General features: G+C 71.0%; 16 protein-coding genes. 7 read left to right on the forward strand and 9 right to left on the reverse strand.

What is annotated here, in order from left to right; all coding sequences use genetic code 11:
- Nucleotides 1-350 precede the first annotated feature (350 nt).
- Nucleotides 351-2,435 carry a prolyl oligopeptidase family serine peptidase gene (locus AB0J69_RS52795; RefSeq protein ID WP_364134789.1) on the reverse strand — a complete coding sequence of 695 codons (2,085 nt, stop codon included), beginning with the start codon at nt 2,433-2,435 and terminating at the stop codon, nt 351-353.
- Nucleotides 2,436-2,580: 145 nt separating this feature from the next.
- Between AB0J69_RS52795 and AB0J69_RS52800 the strand changes: the two genes are divergently transcribed.
- Entirely contained in the window at nt 2,581-3,093 is a 513-nt protein-coding gene (locus tag AB0J69_RS52800; RefSeq protein ID WP_364134792.1) for a hypothetical protein, read from the forward strand.
- Between the two features lie 18 nt (nt 3,094-3,111).
- Here the strand turns inward: AB0J69_RS52800 and AB0J69_RS52805 are convergent, their stop codons facing one another.
- Complete coding sequence (locus AB0J69_RS52805) at nt 3,112-4,038, reverse strand: hypothetical protein (RefSeq protein ID WP_364134795.1); 927 nt, start codon at nt 4,036-4,038, stop codon at nt 3,112-3,114.
- Between the two features lie 6 nt (nt 4,039-4,044).
- A complete protein-coding gene (locus AB0J69_RS52810) occupies nt 4,045-4,494 on the reverse strand; it encodes a hypothetical protein (RefSeq protein WP_364134797.1) in 450 nt (149 codons plus the stop codon).
- Between the two features lie 125 nt (nt 4,495-4,619).
- Here AB0J69_RS52810 and AB0J69_RS52815 point away from each other — a divergent pair, with 125 nt between their 5' ends.
- Nucleotides 4,620-5,030 carry a phosphotransferase gene (locus AB0J69_RS52815; protein WP_364134894.1) on the forward strand — a complete coding sequence of 137 codons (411 nt, stop codon included), beginning with the start codon at nt 4,620-4,622 and terminating at the stop codon, nt 5,028-5,030.
- Between the two features lie 209 nt (nt 5,031-5,239).
- On the opposite strand, the gene AB0J69_RS52820 is transcribed toward AB0J69_RS52815, so the two are convergent.
- A complete protein-coding gene (locus AB0J69_RS52820) occupies nt 5,240-5,803 on the reverse strand; it encodes a GNAT family N-acetyltransferase (RefSeq protein ID WP_364134800.1) in 564 nt (187 codons plus the stop codon).
- A gap of 680 nt (nt 5,804-6,483) precedes the next feature.
- Here AB0J69_RS52820 and AB0J69_RS52825 point away from each other — a divergent pair.
- Together AB0J69_RS52825 and AB0J69_RS52830 are read left to right on the forward strand one after the other, a co-directional pair.
- Nucleotides 6,484-7,134, forward strand: coding sequence for an FAD-dependent monooxygenase (locus AB0J69_RS52825; protein WP_364134803.1), 651 nt, complete (start codon nt 6,484-6,486; stop codon nt 7,132-7,134).
- A 510-nt stretch (nt 7,135-7,644) separates the two neighbouring features.
- Complete coding sequence (locus tag AB0J69_RS52830; protein WP_364134806.1) at nt 7,645-9,387, forward strand: pyruvate dehydrogenase; 1,743 nt, start codon at nt 7,645-7,647, stop codon at nt 9,385-9,387.
- Between the two features lie 89 nt (nt 9,388-9,476).
- Here the strand turns inward: AB0J69_RS52830 and AB0J69_RS52835 are convergent, their stop codons facing one another.
- Nucleotides 9,477-10,226: a lysophospholipid acyltransferase family protein gene (locus tag AB0J69_RS52835; protein WP_364134809.1), complete on the reverse strand. Its 750-nt coding sequence runs from the start codon at nt 10,224-10,226 to the stop codon at nt 9,477-9,479.
- An 18-nt stretch (nt 10,227-10,244) separates the two neighbouring features.
- The gene (locus tag AB0J69_RS52840) at nt 10,245-11,411 is read right to left on the reverse strand and encodes a cytochrome P450 (RefSeq protein ID WP_364134812.1); all 1,167 of its coding nucleotides are present in this window, start codon (nt 11,409-11,411) and stop codon (nt 10,245-10,247) included.
- Between the two features lie 54 nt (nt 11,412-11,465).
- Between AB0J69_RS52840 and dhaK the strand changes: the two genes are divergently transcribed.
- Genes dhaK through AB0J69_RS52855 form a run of 3 tightly spaced genes read left to right on the forward strand, consistent with a single transcriptional unit; the run spans nt 11,466 to nt 13,440 of the window.
- Complete coding sequence (gene dhaK / locus AB0J69_RS52845; protein WP_364134815.1) at nt 11,466-12,446, forward strand: dihydroxyacetone kinase subunit DhaK; 981 nt, start codon at nt 11,466-11,468, stop codon at nt 12,444-12,446.
- A complete protein-coding gene (gene dhaL / locus AB0J69_RS52850) occupies nt 12,446-13,063 on the forward strand; it encodes a dihydroxyacetone kinase subunit DhaL (protein ID WP_364134818.1) in 618 nt (205 codons plus the stop codon). Before dhaK ends, dhaL begins: the two co-directional genes overlap by 1 nt.
- A 2-nt stretch (nt 13,064-13,065) precedes the next feature.
- Nucleotides 13,066-13,440: a phosphoenolpyruvate--protein phosphotransferase gene (locus AB0J69_RS52855; RefSeq protein ID WP_364134821.1), complete on the forward strand. Its 375-nt coding sequence runs from the start codon at nt 13,066-13,068 to the stop codon at nt 13,438-13,440.
- Between the two features lie 14 nt (nt 13,441-13,454).
- Here AB0J69_RS52855 and AB0J69_RS52860 read toward each other — a convergent pair whose 3' ends face one another.
- The 3 genes from AB0J69_RS52860 to AB0J69_RS52870 all read right to left on the reverse strand — a co-directional run bounded on the left by AB0J69_RS52860 (nt 13,455) and on the right by AB0J69_RS52870 (nt 16,695).
- Nucleotides 13,455-15,098: a thiamine pyrophosphate-binding protein gene (locus tag AB0J69_RS52860; protein WP_364134823.1), complete on the reverse strand. Its 1,644-nt coding sequence runs from the start codon at nt 15,096-15,098 to the stop codon at nt 13,455-13,457.
- The gene (locus AB0J69_RS52865) at nt 15,095-15,868 is read right to left on the reverse strand and encodes a cyclase family protein (RefSeq protein WP_364134826.1); all 774 of its coding nucleotides are present in this window, start codon (nt 15,866-15,868) and stop codon (nt 15,095-15,097) included. Before AB0J69_RS52865 ends, AB0J69_RS52860 begins: the two co-directional genes overlap by 4 nt.
- 167 nt (nt 15,869-16,035) lie before the next feature.
- Entirely contained in the window at nt 16,036-16,695 is a 660-nt protein-coding gene (locus tag AB0J69_RS52870; RefSeq protein ID WP_364134829.1) for a hypothetical protein, read from the reverse strand.
- Between the last annotated feature and the right edge of the window lie 8 nt (nt 16,696-16,703).

Raw genomic sequence — 16,703 nt, forward strand, 5'->3', positions numbered from 1 at the left:
GGGGGGCGCCCCCCCGGGGGGCGCCCCCCCCCCCCCCCCCGGGGGGGCGCGGCCGCCGCCCGTTGGGGGGGCGGGCCCCCGGCCCCCCCCCCCCCCGCGACGATGCTGCTCTCCGAGCGCCACCTGTCCCCGCCGGGATGGGGGTCAGGCCCCCGTTGCTGGTCCCGGTGACGAGCTGGGAGAGGTAGACGCCGTCCTTGCCGGCCTGTCGAGGATCGCCGGCTCGCCCACCAGGCGGTCAGGATGGAAGTCGAGCGTCACACGCAGGCCGGGATCGACGGGCCGCCGGACGGCAGGGCCGCGATGTGGCTGAGGGCGCGTACGTGCCGTACCCGACATGTCTGTCGTCATCATGACCCGTCGGACGCGCGCAGGATGAAGGCCAGCACATCGGCGAGTAGTGCGTGCTCCTGGTCTCTGGTCGAGCCGGCGCCGTGGCCGCCGTGCTCCTCGACGCGCAGCAGCACCGGCCGTCCGGAGGCCGTGGCCGCCTGCAGGCGAGCAGCCAGCTTCGCCGGCTGCCACGGCGGCACCCGCGCGTCGTGCAGGCCGGTGGTCAGCAGCACCGCCGGGTACGGCACGCCGTCCCGAACCCGCAGGTAGGCGTCGATGATCAGCAGGGCACGCAGGCCTTCCTCGGTGGTGACGCTGCCGAACTCCGGCACGTTGATCGGCCCGCTCTCGGTGAACTCGTTGCGCGTGGCGTTCACCGTCGGCACCTGGATCGCCATGGCCGCCCACAGATCGGGGCGGCGCACCAGCGCGCCGCCGGTGGGGATGCCGCCGCTACTGGCGCCCTCGGCGGCCAGCCGTCCCGGGCGGGTGTAGCCGAGGGCGATGAGATGCTCGGCGCAGTCGATGAAGTCCGTGATGGTGGCCTCCTTGCGCTCGCCGCGCCCGGCCTCGTGCCACTCGCGGCCGTAGGCGCCGCCGCCGCGCAGGTGCGCGACGGCGTAGACGCCGCCACGCTCGTACCAGGCGAGCATCTCGGGACGGAACTCCGGCAGGTCGATGAACCCGTGGGAGCCGTAGCCGGTGAGCACGGCCGGGTTGTCGCCGTCCAGCTCCAGGTCCTTGTGGTGGATGACCGTGAGCGGGATCGGCGTCTCGTCCCTCGCGGGCACGTGCAGAGTACGGACGTGCACGTCGCCGAAGTCCACCAGTGAGAGGGGCGCCAGCCCGGTGTCCTGGAGGGACTGGCCGTCGTAGCGGTAGAGCCGCGGCGCGTCGGTCCAGCCGGCCACCAGCAGCAGGGCTTCGGGCCGCGCTGGGTGGGTGGTCCACTCCAGGATGGCGCCGTCCACCGGCATCGGGAGGTCGGCGGGCTCGCCGCCGGACAGGGGCGCGTGCCGTACCCGGCTGACGCCGCCGTCGAGATCGCGCACCAGCAGCCGGTCGCCCACCACCCGCACCGCCTCCACCGCCCGTTCACCCGCGGGCACGACCACCCGGGCCCGGGACAGATCTGGTACGGCAAGCGGAACGGCCAGCACACGGGAGCGCGGCGCGTCCCGATGGGAGACCAGGTAGAGGGTGTCGTGGCTGGTGGCGAAGGCGGTCACGCCGTCCGCCACGCCCGCGACCAGCCGCCACGGGCAGGCGGCCGGGTCGGCCAGCCCGGCGCGCGGCGCCACGTACACCGTGCAGTCGCTCAGCTGCTCGCCGGTCCAGGGCCAGGGGCTGAGCGCGCCGTGGGAGACGATCGCCAGCATCCACTCGCCTCGCGGCGGCACCACCAGGAAAGGCCGGTCCCGCGGGGTCAGCTCGACGTGGGGATTGAGGCCGCGCGCCAGCACCACTGTGTCCTGCGCCGGGTCGGCGCCCAGCTGATGCAGGAAGGAGCGGCTGTCCAAGCGGTGCCGCTCCACGTAGCGGTGATAGACGAACGACCGGCTGTCCTCCAGCCAGCTCAGGAAGGCGAAACGCGTCGTGGGCGGGATCGTCTCCCGGAGGGCGCCGGAGTCGGCGTCGATCACGTGGATGGAGCTGTCCTCCGACCCGGAGGCGGAGACGGCGCAGGCGACGTGGCGGCCGTCGGGGGAGGGCACGTACCAGTCGATGGCGTGATGCCCGTCGCCCGGCACCGTGCCGGGGTCGAACAAGGCCCTGCTCGCTCCGCCGGCCTCGGTCACCGTCAGCACCGGCACGCGGGCGTCCGGCTCGCGCACCAGGGCGAAGACCCTGTCGGCCGCCATCGCGAGGCCGAAGTACTGCGTGAGCGCACCGCCCAGTTCTCGGATCCGGGTCAGCAGGCCGGAGCGGTGCGGCAGGGCGTCCAGGTGCTCGTGGGCGTGCCTGGCCTGGCCGTCCAGCCAGTGGTGGAACTCCTCACCTTCGGTTTCCATCCACCGGTAGGGATCCTCAAGTGTGATGCCGTGGAGGGTCTCGCGCACGACGTCCACCCGGGCGATCGGGGGTTCGGTGATTTCGCGCATATGCGCATGATCATATGTCGGAGATCCGGTGGGGGCAGACCAAGTAAGCGTCAATGTGGTGCGGCCTTTGCCGCGTGCCCCAGTCGGCCTGGCCTGATTGGTCTGTCGTAGGTGCTCGGGATCGCGCGGCTGTAGCTGGGCCAGGGTGGCCGGGGCGTGGGCGCTGATCCAGGAGAACAGCGCCGAGGCGTGGGCAAGGTGGTTGTTGACCGTCGCCGGTGCCATGACGGCCGTGCTGCCGGTCTTTCGCGCGCCGCCCGGCGGCGGCCAGGTGATCGTGCCAGGCGGTCATCTCGCGGGCGGTGATCGCCGAGACGCGCTCGTGCCCGAGCCCGGTGGCGATCCAGGCGCGCAGCCGCAGCGCGAGGTCTTCCTTGTTGCGGAAGTAGTTGAACAGGGATCTGGAGGAGTTCGTGAGTTCGTTGATCCGGAGGAGCTTGGCCAGTGGACGGGTCAGGTCCGCGCTGAGGTGACGGCCCTGAGGCCGGCGACCGAGGCGAGCGCCCCTCAGGGCCCTCCGAACGATGCGCCGCCCCAGGTGGTGTGGGTGCTACAGCGCTGGGATCGGCACGCCGATGAGATCTCGCCGCACAGCGATGAGGCTTGTGCGCTGGCCGAACCGGCCCGGCACGTTCGCACAGGCGTACACGCCGTCTGACACGCGGATGAGTGAGCTTTATGCGGCCCAGGTGACCTCGCCGTCGGCGTTCACCGTCACCAGGCGGCCCGTCTCAGTGAAGCTGGCCGCGACGACGTCCTCACGCCGCTCGCGGACCTCCCCCTTGACGTCGAGCAATTCCAGCTCACCATCGTGGACCAGGCCGACCGCCGTACCGGACGGATCGGCGATCACACCGGCCCGAGCGGCGACATCGCGCGACCACGTCTGCCGCCCGCTCGGGTCGATGCCGCGCACCTCGGTGTGATGGGTTCCGCGCTGGTCGACGTAGCGGGACACCACCGCGCCCCCTCGCGTACCGGCCACACATTCCCCGGGCTGGTCGAGATCGACCTGAAGGGGAACGACGGTCCCGTCCTTGAGTATCCCTCCGCGCTCGCCGGTCAGGACCGCCCAGTCTCCGCCGACGCAGCCACCCCAGAACCCCCCGGCGGGCACGCGCTCCCCTGTAGCCCGCCATCCGTGAGCGTCGCGCTGGAAGCGCAGGATCTCACCGCCTGGCAGCGTGGGGTCGGCGTAGAGCAGCAGAGCCGTCGTCCGGTCGGGGCTCTCCCGCCAGAGGACGTTCTCCACGCCGGCGACCTGATGGCTCTCCTTCTTGCCGTCCGAACGCTGGATCTGGAGCGTGCCTCCCTCGGCGACGACCGTGTCCGCATCGCCCCGCCGGCTCAGCACCTTCCGGGTGGCGGTGGAGAAGGCCGCTTCAGGGCATCGGGCCGCGCAGACGGCAGCCTGCTTGTCCGTCCACACGTGCCGCCCGTCCGAGGCGTACCCGAGGTGCGATTCGGTCTGCGGGTCGTACACGATCGCCCCCGTCGAGGAGGCGGCGACGAAGACCGGCGGAATTTCCTGCTCACCGCCGGTGGAACACGACGTGACCGCCACCAGCGCCAGCAGGGACGCGACAAGTGCGCGGTGGTTCATCGGCCGCTAGATCCGCTTGGTCTGGAAGCTGCACGTGGGGTCGAGGCCCGGAAGGTCCCAGCGCACCCAGAATTTCACGTAGACCTTGTCCTTCGCCGGGCTGATGATGTGGACGGTCGCGCTCTTCGTGCCCACCTTGGCGCTGTCGGTGCCCCAACCGCCGTGCCACTTGTCGACCGCGTTGTTCTTGTCCGAATAGACATCGATGGCCACGTCGGTCTTCGATCCGGCGCGACCGCCAATCGTGTACGTGAACTTGGTGAAGACGTCACTCCCTGCGCTGTTGTAGTAGTAGCGCGCCGAGCCGCTGTAACCCTTGGGGTCCGACGAGCAACTGCCGCTGAGAGTCTTGTCAGCTGACGCAGAGGCGGAAGCGCCGCCGGCGCCGACGATCGACAACGTCAGTCCCGCGGTCCCGACGATCGCCGCATGCCGAAGTATGGTGCTCAGTCGCATGATGCCCTTTCCGTTACCTTGACTTGCATCTGTCGTAGGGAGCGTAGGGAGCGCCGGTATATCGGCGGTATGCCCGGCCGTAGATGATCATGTCTGTACGGTTTTCGGAAATACCCCAACCGTTCATCGCCTCCCGGGCGTCTTGTCCATATGAGGCCTTGCCTGGAAGTCGCGGGCGTGACCAGCACCCCGACCTGGCCGATTACCCGGTGAGCGGCGCGCGGGGCTGGGACAACCAGCTCTGGCGGCTCGGCGACGACCTCGCCGTCCGGTTGCCCTGGGCGACGCAGGACGCGGACGCGCTGCTGCGCAAGGAGCACACCTGGCTGCCCGCCCTCGCCCCGCGCCTCCCGCTGCCCGTTCCCGTCCCTCGACGCCTCGGCGAGCCCTCCGCCCTGTTTCCACGCCCCTGGATCGTCACCACCTGGGTCTCCGGCCACAGCGAGACCGGCGCCGTCATGGCGATCCCCGGCTCCGCCAACGGTCCGGTGGTCAAACGCGCTCAGATCACCACCCAATCGGCGGATTTCTACTGAAATAGGCCAGCCGACACGGTCAACGGCTCCCAGAGCCACGGCCAGCAGAGCAACCAAGCGTCCGCGGACAGCGCCGACAGGAACGACTGCTGCCCGCCCGGCGATGGTCCCCGCTGCAGTAAACCGACCCTGAGCGGCAGGTGACCGTCTGGGAAGCGCCCGAAACCCCGGGGGCTCTTGGCCTGAGGGCCGCTGTGTTGATGCGGTGATCAGATGTGGAACATGGACAGGGGAGCGGTGCAGAGGGTCTGCTCGGCGTCGAACTCCTGGAACGTGCTGACGGGGCGGAAGCCGAGGCGGGCGGCGAGTTTCAGAGATCGCTCGTTCGCGGTCTGGGTCACCAGTAGGACCGGCTGGTCGGGGAGTTCGTCAGCCGCAGCGCGCAACGCGGCCGTGGCGGCCTCGAACGCGATCCCCGCGCCCCATGCGCTGCGCCGCAGCACATAGCCCAGTTCCAGTTCCTCGCCATCCTCGGTGACATGCCCGGGGCTCTCGGTCGACCGGCGGGCGAGCATCAAGGTCCCGATGAGCCGGTTCGTCGTGTTGTCCGCGATGATGTAATTGCCAGGCCTGGATGCCGCCTCAGCGGTGATGACCGCATCAAAGCGCTGCTCGACCTCACTCCGAGGCCGGGGACCGCCAAGGTATGCGCGAACTTCAGGATCGGTCGAGAGCTCGATGAATCCTTCACGATCGGCATCGTGCAACGCTCTGCGAAGCAGCAGCCGTTCCGAAGGGATTTCCGTGGCAGACAGCGTGGGCAATCGGCTCATAGGGCCATGATCATAGAACACGGGGCTCTTGTCCTGGGCTGCCACACTCGCCCGCGCCCGGGGACGGTGGAGCGGGCGACGAACACGCCGAGCGAGACTACGTTGATCATCTGGGGTAGGCGAGCGAAATAGCTGGTCAGCCGCTTGAAGGCCTGTGAGGCACGTTAGGCAAGGAGGTTGGCTACGGCTGCCGCACCAGCGGGCCGTTGAGAGGGTGCTGGAGATACTGGCGCAGCCTCGACTTGGACCAGACCAGCAACAGGTTCCTCCACCAGCGGCGTGAGCTATCTCAGCTGTAAGCATCCACGCCGCGCCGGACGTTCATCGTTCTGGGGGATCGAACGCTCTGAAAGATCCATCAGCCGCGTGAAGAGGCGCCGTCGGACGTGCCGGGCGCGGCCTCGGTGGGCAGTGAGGCCCTCAGGTCAGGAGATCCAAAGTTCCGGATGCTTCCCAGGCGGTCAGGCGCCGGTCAGGGTCGGTTTCTTCCTGCGCGAACTGGTTGATCAGGTCGGCGAGGGCTCGTTCGCGCCGCCGGCGTGATCGGCCAGCGCTTTCGGCACGGAGGCTCGCACACACATGACTGAGACACGCGACAACATGGCCGACGTCATCGTCGGGGCCGGCGTCGCCGGCCTGACGCTCGGCAACTTCCTGCTCGCAACGGTATCGACTGCATCGTGCTGAAAAAGCACCCACGCGCCTATGTCGAGCGGCGTCAGCGCGCCGGGACCATCGACACCTTCGGGGTGCGGATGTTCCGGGAGTGGGGGCTGGAGGAGGTTTTGGCCGGCATGATCCCCCGGGGCCCGCAGGCCAGCCGCATCTACCTGCAGTGCTCGATCGACGACACCCCCGAGCCGTGGCCGGACGAGCGCATCTGGCGCGAACTGGAGGCCCGCTTCGGCTGCCCGGTGCCGAGCGGCAAGATCGCCACCAGGCAGATTGTGCCGCTGCGCAGCGTGGTGTTCGACCCGATGCGCTACGGCAAGCTGTTCCTCCTCGGCGACGCGGCTCACATCGTTCCGCCGATGAGCGCCAAGGGCATCCACCTCGCCCTCCACGACACCGAGGTCTTCGCCCGTGCCGTCATCCGCCAGGTCAAGGAAGGCGATTCCAGCCTCCTCGACAGCTACTCCGAGACCTGCCTGCCGCACATCTGGAACTACCAGGCGTTCGCGACCTGGATCACCGACACCATGCACAACGCCGGCTTCACCGGCCACGAAGGCGAGTTCCGCAAGCGAGTCGCACGCGCCGAACTGCAGCGTCAGTTCACCTCGGACGCGGCGAACAAGCTGTTCAGTGAACTCGCCGCCGGAACCAACTAGCCACACTCACACTCCAGTCCGGCTGGATCACGCTGCGTCGTCCTCGCCCAGCCCCGCAGCGTTCAGGCAGCGCCGACACACAGCCCCACCTGCCCGGCAACCGCGTCACTCTAGTCCCACAGCAGAGGTCCCTTTATCCCATCCCAGTGCCCGACTCTCCGCTATCTAGACAGACCGCGTCCCCGGTCACCGATCCACCCCGGATCGGACAGCACCTTGGCGGTGATGCGGGAGGAGAATCCAGAAATCCGCCTCCACTCGAGCCGGGGCACACCAGTCCCCAAGAAAGTCGGAGCGGTTCAGACGCAGGGCGAACAGTCGCCCGCCAGGAGCGCATGTCGTCCCCACGGGGCACACCGCGACCAGGTCGGCGTGCCATGCGCCGGCAGCACGCCGCCACTCTTCGTACCGGCGGAAACGGGAACGCTAGCCGGGACAGGGAGATTCGGCCGATTGAGGGCGGGGGCCCGCAGGCCGACCTGGGGTTCGAGCAGACGGGGGCATCGGGGTATGGCCAAGCAGAGCGTCGCGGAGCAGTTCGCGGACATTCTCGCGCGGGCCGGGGTCGAGCGGTTGTACGGCGTCGTCGGTGACAGCCTCAATCCCGTCACCGACGCCGTACGCCGGCATCCGGCGATCGAGTGGGTGCAGGTGCGGCACGAGGAGGTCGGGGCGTTCGCGGCAGGCGCGGAGGCGCAGCTCACCGGGCGTCTGGGCGCGTGTGCGGGCAGTTGCGGCCCAGGCCATCTGCACCTGATCAACGGGTTGTTCGACGCGCAGCGCAGCATGGCGCCGGTGCTGGCGCTGGCCGCCCACATCCCCAGCGCCGAGATCGGCACCTCGTTCTTCCAGGAGACCCACCCGGACCGGTTGTTCGCCGAATGCAGCCACTACTCCGAGCTGATCTCACATCCGACGCAGATGCCGCGCATCCTGCAGACCGCCATCCAGCATGCGATCGGCCGCTCGGGCGTCGCGGTCGTCAGCATGTCGGGAGACATCGCCGGCCAGGACGCGCCGCAGCGGACCGCCGAACCTGCCCTGCTCACCCGGCGGCCGGTCGTACGACCCGGCGAGGCCGAGATCGCCGAGCTGGCCCGGCTGGTCGACGAGGCCGAGAAGATCACACTGTTCTGCGGCAGCGGCACGGCCGGCTCCCACGAGGAGGTCATGGCCTTCGCCGAACGCGTCAAGGCACCGGTCGGGCACGCGCTGCGCGGCAAGGAATGGATCCAGTACGACAACCCGTTCGACGTCGGCATGTCCGGCCTGATCGGCTACGGCGCCGCCTACGACGCGATGCACGAGGCCGACCTGCTCATCCTGCTGGGCACCGACTTCCCCTACACCGCCTTCCTGCCCGGCGACGTGCGCATCGTCCAGGTCGACATCCGCCCCGAGAACCTGGGCCGTCGCTGCACACTGGACCTGGCCGTCTGGGGCGACGTCCGCGAGACCCTGCGCGCGCTGACGCCGCAGGTACGGGAGAAGAGCGAGCGCCGCTTCCTGAACCGCATGCTGAAGAAGCATGCCGACGCCCTGGAAGGCGCCGTCGCCGCCTACACCCGCGACGTCGGGCAGCACCGCCCGATCCACCCCGAATACGTCGCCTCCCTGCTGGACGAGGAAGCCGCCGAGGATGCGATCTTCACCGCCGACACCGGCATGTGCACCGTCTGGGCGGCCCGCTACCTGTCCCCGAACGGCCGGCGCCGCCTGCTCGGCTCCTTCTCCCACGGGTCGATGGCCAACGCCATGCCCCAGGCCATCGGCGCGCAACTGACCGACCGCGGCCGGCAGGTCATCTCCCTGTCGGGCGACGGCGGACTCTCCATGCTGATGGGCGACCTGCTCACGCTGCCGCAGTACGACCTGCCGGTCAAGATCGTGCTGTTCGACAACTCCGCGCTCGGCATGGTCGACCTGGAGATGCTGGTCGCCGGCTTCCCGCCGTACGGCACGACGTACCCGCCCACCGACTACGCGGCCATCGCCCGCGCGGCCGGTGTTCACGGCATCCGGGTCGACGATCCACGCGACGTGCGAGACGCACTACGCCAGACACTCGACCACGACGGACCGGTCCTGCTCGATCTCGTCACCGACCCCAACGCCCTGTCCATGCCCCCGCGCATCACCGGACAGCAACTGGCCGGCTTCGCCACCACCACCAGCAAGCTCGTGCTCAGCGGCGGCGTCGGCCGCATGATCCAGCTCGCCCGCTCGAACCTGCGCAACATCCCACGCCCATGACCTCGACGAGCACGCGCATGCGTCATGTACGTGATAATGGCCGGTTATCCCGAATTCGGCAGACCGCCGCCTCGCAGACAGCGGCCGGTCTACTCCACCTTCTTCGACCTGGCCTCGGCCTCGGCGGCGTCCATGGCGGCCGCCTCCTCCGGGGTCGGCGCCGTCCCCCCGAGGTGGGCCGGCTGCCACCACACGCCCGGCGGGATCTCCGGGTAGGTGCGCTGCGCCCGGTCCACCAGCTCCGACATCCGCCGGTGCAGGTCGGCCGTGTGGTCGTTGACGTTCTCCCCGCGCTTGGGGTGCATCGGCTCGCCCACCAGGATGGTGACCGGCACGTGCCGCTGCAGCAGCTTGCGCGGCCGGCCCTTGGTCCACAGCCGGTGGTCGCCCCACAGCGCCACCGGGATGACCGGCGTGTTCGTCGCCTGGGCCATCCGGATCGCGCCGTTCTTGATCTCCTTGACGGTGAACGACCTGCTGATCGTGGCCTCGGCGAACACGCCCACCACCTCGCCGGCCTTCAACATCCGCAGCGCCGTGGCGTACGAGCCCGCCCCCGCCCCCCGGTCCACCGAGATGTGGTGCATCCCGCGCATCAACGGCCCCGAGATCCGGTTGTCGAACACGTCCTGCTTGGCCATGAACCGCACCAGCCGCTTCGACGGCAGCGCGGCGAACCCGGCGAAGATGAAGTCGAGGTAACTGATGTGGTTGCTCACCAGCACCGCTCCCCCGGTCCGCGGCACGTGCTCGGTCCCCTCCATGTGGAAGCGGATGTCGAGCATGCGAAAGAGGGTCCGCGCGGCGGCGATCACCGGCGGGTACACGATCTCAGCCATGAGCAGAAGGTAACGTACTCAGGCACGTTTCACGGTAGTCGGGAGGTTGACCATCCCCCGGACATTGCCGTGGGCGGTCCTCCTGATGCCCGTCTCGTCGATGTCGTAGTCGGGTGAGACGGCCTTGGTGAGCTCCTCCAGCGCCACCCGGCCCTCCAGGCGGGCCAGCGGGCCGCCGAGGCAGTAGTGGCGGCCGGCGCCGAAGCTGATGGCCCGGCCGGTGTCGCGGGTCAGGTCGTAGACGTCCGGGTCGGCGAAGACGTCCTCGTCGCGGTTGGCCGAGCCGATCAGCAGCCAGACCTTGGCGCCCTCGGGGACGCGGGTGCCGTACCACTCGGTGTCCCGCGTGAGGCGGCGGGCGACGCCGTGCGCGGGGGTGTCGTAGCGCAGCGACTCCTCCATCCACTCTGTGATCGCCCCGCCGAACGCGGCGGCGCGCTGGGCGGGGTTGCGCCACGCCCAGTACCAGGCGGCGCTGAGCAGGTGGGTGGTCGTCTCCGCGCCGGCGCCGATGAGCAGGAACAGGAACGCCACGATGTCCTCGTCGGTCAGCTCGTCGTCGGCGACGAGCGCGGAGACGAGGTCGTCGCCCGGCGTCACCCGGCGCTCGGCGATGATCGAGCGGTAGTAGTCGCCGAGGGAGACGATGCCCTTGACGCCGTCCTCGGCCATCTTGCCCTCGGGGTCGTAGGCGAGCACGGAGCTGAAGTCGCGCCGCACGCCCGCCCGGTACGACGGCGGCACGCCCACCAGCTCGGAGATCACGTCGAGCGGCAGCTTGGCCGCGATGTCGCGGGCGAAGTCGAACGTCCCCCGCTCGACGGCCTCCTCGATGTGCTCGCGCGCGATCTCCCTGATCATGGGCTCCAGCGCGGCGACCCGGCGCGGGGTGAAACCCCGGGAGATGGCGGCGCGCATGCGGGTGTGCTCGGGCGGGTCCATCGCCACGAACGACAGGAACCTGCGGGCGTGCGTGCCCCAGGCGCCCGGGTCGAGCATGGGACCGTGGTCGCTGGACAGCAGCGCGCTGTCGGTGAGCGCGGCCGAGACGTCGGCGTGCCGGGACAGCGCCCAGAAGTCCAGGCCGGCGTTGTGGTAGAGCGGCGCCTGCGCGCGCAGCCGCGCGTAGACGGCGTAGGGCTCGTCGTTGATCGCGGGATCGTACGGGCTGTAGAAGACCTCCACGCCGCCCACGCTACGACGCTTGCGCGGTCGTGAAAACGGGCAGATGTTTTGACCATGAAGAAGCTCATCAACACGGCAGACTCCGTCGTTGAGGACGCGCTGAACGGCCTGGCGGCGGCGCATCCGTCGCTGCGGGTCCGCGACCAGGTGGTCTACCGGGCCGAGGGGCCGCGGCGGGGGAAGGTCGGCCTGGTCTCGGGCGGCGGCTCCGGGCACGAGCCGCTGCACTCCGGTTTCGTCGGCCACGGCATGCTCGACGCCGCCTGCCCCGGCGAGATCTTCACCTCGCCGGTCCCCGACCCGATCATCGAGGCGACGAGGGGCGTGGACGGCGGGGCCGGGGTGCTCCACATCGTCAAGAACTACACCGGCGACGTGCTCAACTTCGAGATGGCCGCCGAGCTGGTCGAGGACATCGAGGTGGCCACCGTGCTGGTGGACGACGACGTGGCCGTACGGGACTCCCTCTACACGGCGGGCCGCCGCGGCACGGGGGCGACGGTGTTCGTGGAGAAGATCGCCGGGGCGCTGGCCGAGGAGGGCGCGGCGCTGGCCGAGGTCGCGGCGGTGGCGGCCGAGGTGGATGAGCGCAGCAGGTCGTTCGGCATCGCGCTGACCTCCTGCACGGCTCCGGCGGCCGGGAAGCCGACCTTCGACCTGCCCGAGACGGAGGTGGAGCTGGGCATCGGCATCCACGGCGAGCCCGGCCGGGCCAGGGTGCCGCTGGTGTCGGCGCGCGAGCTGGCAGGCGTGGCGATGGAGGCGATCCACGGCGACCTGCCGCTCCAGGGCGACCTGCTGGTGATGGTGAACGGCATGGGCGGCACGCCGCTCATCGAGCTGTACGTGGTGTTCGCGGAAGTGGCGGCGTTCGTCAAGGGCAAGGGGGCGCGGATCTCGCGCTCGCTGGTGGGCAACTACGTGACGAGCCTGGACATGCAGGGCTTCTCCGTGTCCGTCTGCCGGGTCGACGACGCGCTGACCCGGTTGTGGGACGCGCCGGTGGAGACGCCCGCGCTGCGCTGGGGGCGCTGATGGAGACCGACCTGTTCCTGGCCTGGTTCGAGGAGGCGGCCAGGCTGGTGCGCGAGAACCGCGACCGGCTGAACCGGCTCGACGCCGCGATCGGCGACGCCGACCACGGCACGAACCTCGACCGCGGGCTCACCGAGGTGCTCAAGGCGCTGGACGACTCGCCGGCGGGCTCCCCGGCGGAGGTGCTGACGACGGCCGGCACGACGCTGATCCGCCGCGTCGGGGGCGCCTCCGGGCCGCTGTACGGGTCGGTGTTCCGGCAGATGGGCAAGTCGCTGGAGACGCCGGTGACGCTGGCCGGGTTCGCGACGGCGTTCGAGGAGGGGGTCGTGGCGGTCGAGCGGCTGGGCAAGGCCGCGCTGGGCGACAAGACCATGGTGGACGCCCTGGCCCCGGCCTCCCGCGCGCTGGCCCTGGCCGTACGCGACGGGGTGGGCGTGCGCAAGGGGCTCGACCAGGCGGCGCGGGCTGCCGTCGAGGGCGCCAAGGCCACGATCCCGATGCAGGCCAGGAAGGGCCGGGCCAGTTACCTCGGGGAGCGCAGCATCGGGCACGAGGACCCGGGGGCGGCGTCGGCGGCGCTGTTCCTGGAGGCGCTGGCCACCGTGGCGGCATAGCAATGGTGGGCGTGGTCCTGGTCTCCCACAGCGCCGCTTTCGCGACCGAGGCGGTGGCGCTGGTCCGCGGGATCGCGGGCGAGGACGCTCCCGTGGTCGCCGCCGGGGGGATGGAGGACGGCGGGCTGGGCACGAGCGTGGACGTCATCGAGGCGGCGGTGCGCAGCGTCGACCGGGGTGAAGGGGTGGTGCTCATCCCCGACCTCGGCAGCTCGGTGCTGACCGCCCGGCTGCTGATGGAGGACGGGCGGGTCGTGGTGGCGGACGTGCCGTTCGTGGAGGGGGCGATCGCGGCGGCGGTGGCGGCGGGTGCGGGCCAGCCGCTGGCCGACGTGCTGGCCGCGGCCGAGGAGGCCCGCACCTTCCGCAAGCTCTGACCTCCGCTGTGTGCTCAGTGGCCCCTGAACGCCTCCTCCAGCCACCAGGAGCCGTGCTCCCTCGTCACCTTGGCGTGCACCAGCAGCGGCCGCTCACGCGCTCCCTCCAGCCATTCGGCCACGCCCGCCAGGTCGTCCGGCCCGGTGACGGTCACGGCGGCCAGGCCCTGGCCCCGGGCGATGGCGGCCAGGTCGGCCGGGGGGAACGTGACGGTGCCCAGGGGGTGCCCGTGCGGGCCGAAGTGGTGGACCTCGGCGCCGTACGCCTCGTCGTCGTACACGACGATCACCATCGGCAGGCCCAGGCGGACCACGGTCTCCAGCTCCGCCAGGCCCATCAGGGCGCCGCCGTCGCCGAGCGCGGCCACCGGGAGCCGGTCCGGGCGGGCCACGGCGGCGCCGATCGCCGTCGCCAGGCCCAGCCCGACCGACTGGAACGCCTGGGTGAAGCAGAACCCGCCCTCGTCCGGGACATCGAGGAACATCGACGGATATCCCATGAAGTTTCCGGAGTCGATGGAGACGATCCGCTCGCGGGGCAGGAGGTCGTCCAGGCCGATGGTGAGGGTCCTGGGGTCGATCCTGCCGCCGCCGCTCTCGTCCTCGTACGGGACCGCCCGCCAGCGGCCCTCCGCCCGGATCCGCCGTGCCAGCTCCGGCGAGCGACAGCCCTCCGCGGGCCCCGTCGCGAGCCGGTCGGCCAGTGAGCGGGCCACGGCCGCCACGTCGCCCACCACGCCCAGGTCGGCGGGCACGTGGGTCTTGAGCGCCGCCGGGTCGAGGTCCACCTTCACCACCTTCGTGCCCGGCGAGATCAGGGAGCCGTGGCGGGTGGTCCACATGTTCAGGGCGCAGCCCCAGCCGATGACGAGGTCGGCGCCCCGGATCAGCTCGGCGGTCAGCGGCGTGGCGAAGCCGCCGGACACGTCCAGGTCCCACGGGCTGCCGCGGAAGAGCCCCCTGGCCACCGCGGACGTCGCCAGCAGCGCACCCGTCAGGTCGGCCAGCTCCACCAGCTCACGGCGCGCGTGCCGGGCGCCGCGCCCGGCGATGAACACCGGCCGCCGGGCCGCCGCGAGCACCCGCGCCAGCTCCGTGATCTCACCCGACGGCACCTCGCCCGACGCGGGTTCGCCCGCGTTCATGGGCGCGATCTCCGACGGCGGCGGGCCGTCGTAGGGGGCGGCCTGGACGTCGAGGGGCAGGTTCAGCAGCACCGTACGCCGCTCCGCCACCGCCATCCGGTACGCCTCCGCCGCCTCGGCCACGGCGGTGCCCGGCTCCGTGACCCGCATCGGCACCGCCCCCACCGCCGTGGCCAGCGCGGCCTGGTCGATGTGGAAGTTGGACTGGACCTCGGTGGCCTCACCGGCCAGGACGATCAGCGGCGTCCGGCTCTTGGCCGCCTCGGTGATGCCGGTCATCGCGTTGGTGAGCCCGGGCCCCTGGTGGACCGACACGATCCCGGCCTGGCCGCTCATCCGGGCGTAGGCGTCGGCCATCGTGGCGGCCCCGCCCTCGTGGCGGGCGGCGACGAACCGCGCGCCGCTCGCCACGAGGGCGTTCGTGACGTGGAAGTTGCCGCTGCCGATCACCCCGAAGGCGGTCCGGGCCCCGCAGGCGGCCAGGGCCCGGCCGACGGCCTCCGCGACGATCAACGTTCCACCAGGGCCAGCACGCGCACGGGGCTGCCCGAGCCGCCCACGATGGGCAGCGGCGGAGCGACCACGACGGCGCCGGTCACCGGCAGGCGGTCGATGTTGCGCAGCTGGGTGAGGCCGTACTTGCCGGCACCCAGCAGGAAGGAGTGGCAGGGGAAGGGCGGGTCGAAGGAGTGGGCGGCGCCGGCGTCGGTGCCGACGGTCTCGACGCCGAGCCCGAGGATGGGGGTCTCGGACGCCAGCCACTCGGCGCACTCCACCGACACGCCGGGCGTGTGCGGCCCGGTCTCGTTGGCGTTCAGGAAGGCGGCCTGGTCGGCGGAGCGGGCGTCCCAGCCGGTGCGGTAGAGGAGCCAGCCGCCCTCGGGAAGCGGGCCGTTGGCCCGCTCCCACTCCTTGACGTGGTCGATCCGCAGGAGGAAGTCGGGGTCCTTCGACGCCTCGGCCGCGAAGTCGAGCACCACGGCGGGCGCGATGAGGCTGCGCGCGGGCACCTGGGAGACGTCCTGGCCGTCGCGGGCGGTCACCCAGTGGACGGGGGCGTCGAAGTGGGTGCCGGTGTGCTCACCGGTGTGGATGTCGTTCCAGTACCAGGCCGGGCCTCGGTCGTCGTAGCGGCTGATCTCCTCCAGCCGGAACGGGATCGTGTTGCCGAACGGCTCGGGCAACTGGAGGATCGGCGTCTCCGACGTCAGCGGAGCGGTGAGGTCGATCACCTCGATCGCCCCGCTGCGCACGCTGTCCACGAAGCTCTTCAACACCGACATGTCTTCCTCCTTGGTGGGCTGAGCGCATCCTCCTACGCTGGCCCTACCAGTGCCAACACCGGCCTACACGTGGATTTACGCGCCGATCCACCCGGTCGGCGGCCCTGAGCGGGAAGCCGCCGTCGTCGCTGCAGCCGTCGACGTTGCCGGGCGCCACGAGAAAGGCGTCACGCCCTGGTCCACTCCGCGCAGCCGCCGGTCTGGAACGCCTTGTCCGTGGCCTGGATGGTGACGGTGGCGGCGCCGGTCGGCATGCCGGTCGCGATCACGTCGCCGGTCGTGCTCCTCAGCCTGGCCCAGTAGCAGAGGGGGAACCCGGAGGTGGGCCCGGCCGTGCGGTAGGTGCCGGGCTGGATGTCGGTGCCGACGAGGAGGGTGCGCAGGGACGCGGGGTTGATGGCGGGGCCGGTGGCGGTACCGCCACCGGGCTGGGTCGTCTGGCCGGGCGGCGTCTGACTCGGCTGCGTCTGACTCGGCTGTGTCTGACCGGGCTGGGTCTGACCGGGCTGGGTCTGCCCCTGCTGGGTCTGGCCCGGCGCGGTCTGGCTGGGCGCCGTCTGGCTGGGAACCGTCTGCGGCGGGGTGGTGGTGTCCGCGGGGATGGAGAGCTCGGGCTCGGCCGTGGGGCTCTCCTCGACCGTCACCGTGACCCTGGGCTCGGACTCATCCGACGACGCCGTCTGCGCGCCGAACCCGACGAAGACCCCCAGCAGGAAGCCCAGCAGGGCGGCCAGCCCGGAGACGAGCACGATGATCGGCGGACTGCTCGTCGCCCGCGGGTACTCGGGGACCCGGGGGTAGTCAGGGGGTGGGGGCCCGTACATCACGGACCCAA

The sequence above is a fragment of the Nonomuraea sp. NPDC049709 genome, assembly GCF_040674815.1.
Lineage (GTDB): Bacteria > Actinomycetota > Actinomycetes > Streptosporangiales > Streptosporangiaceae > Nonomuraea.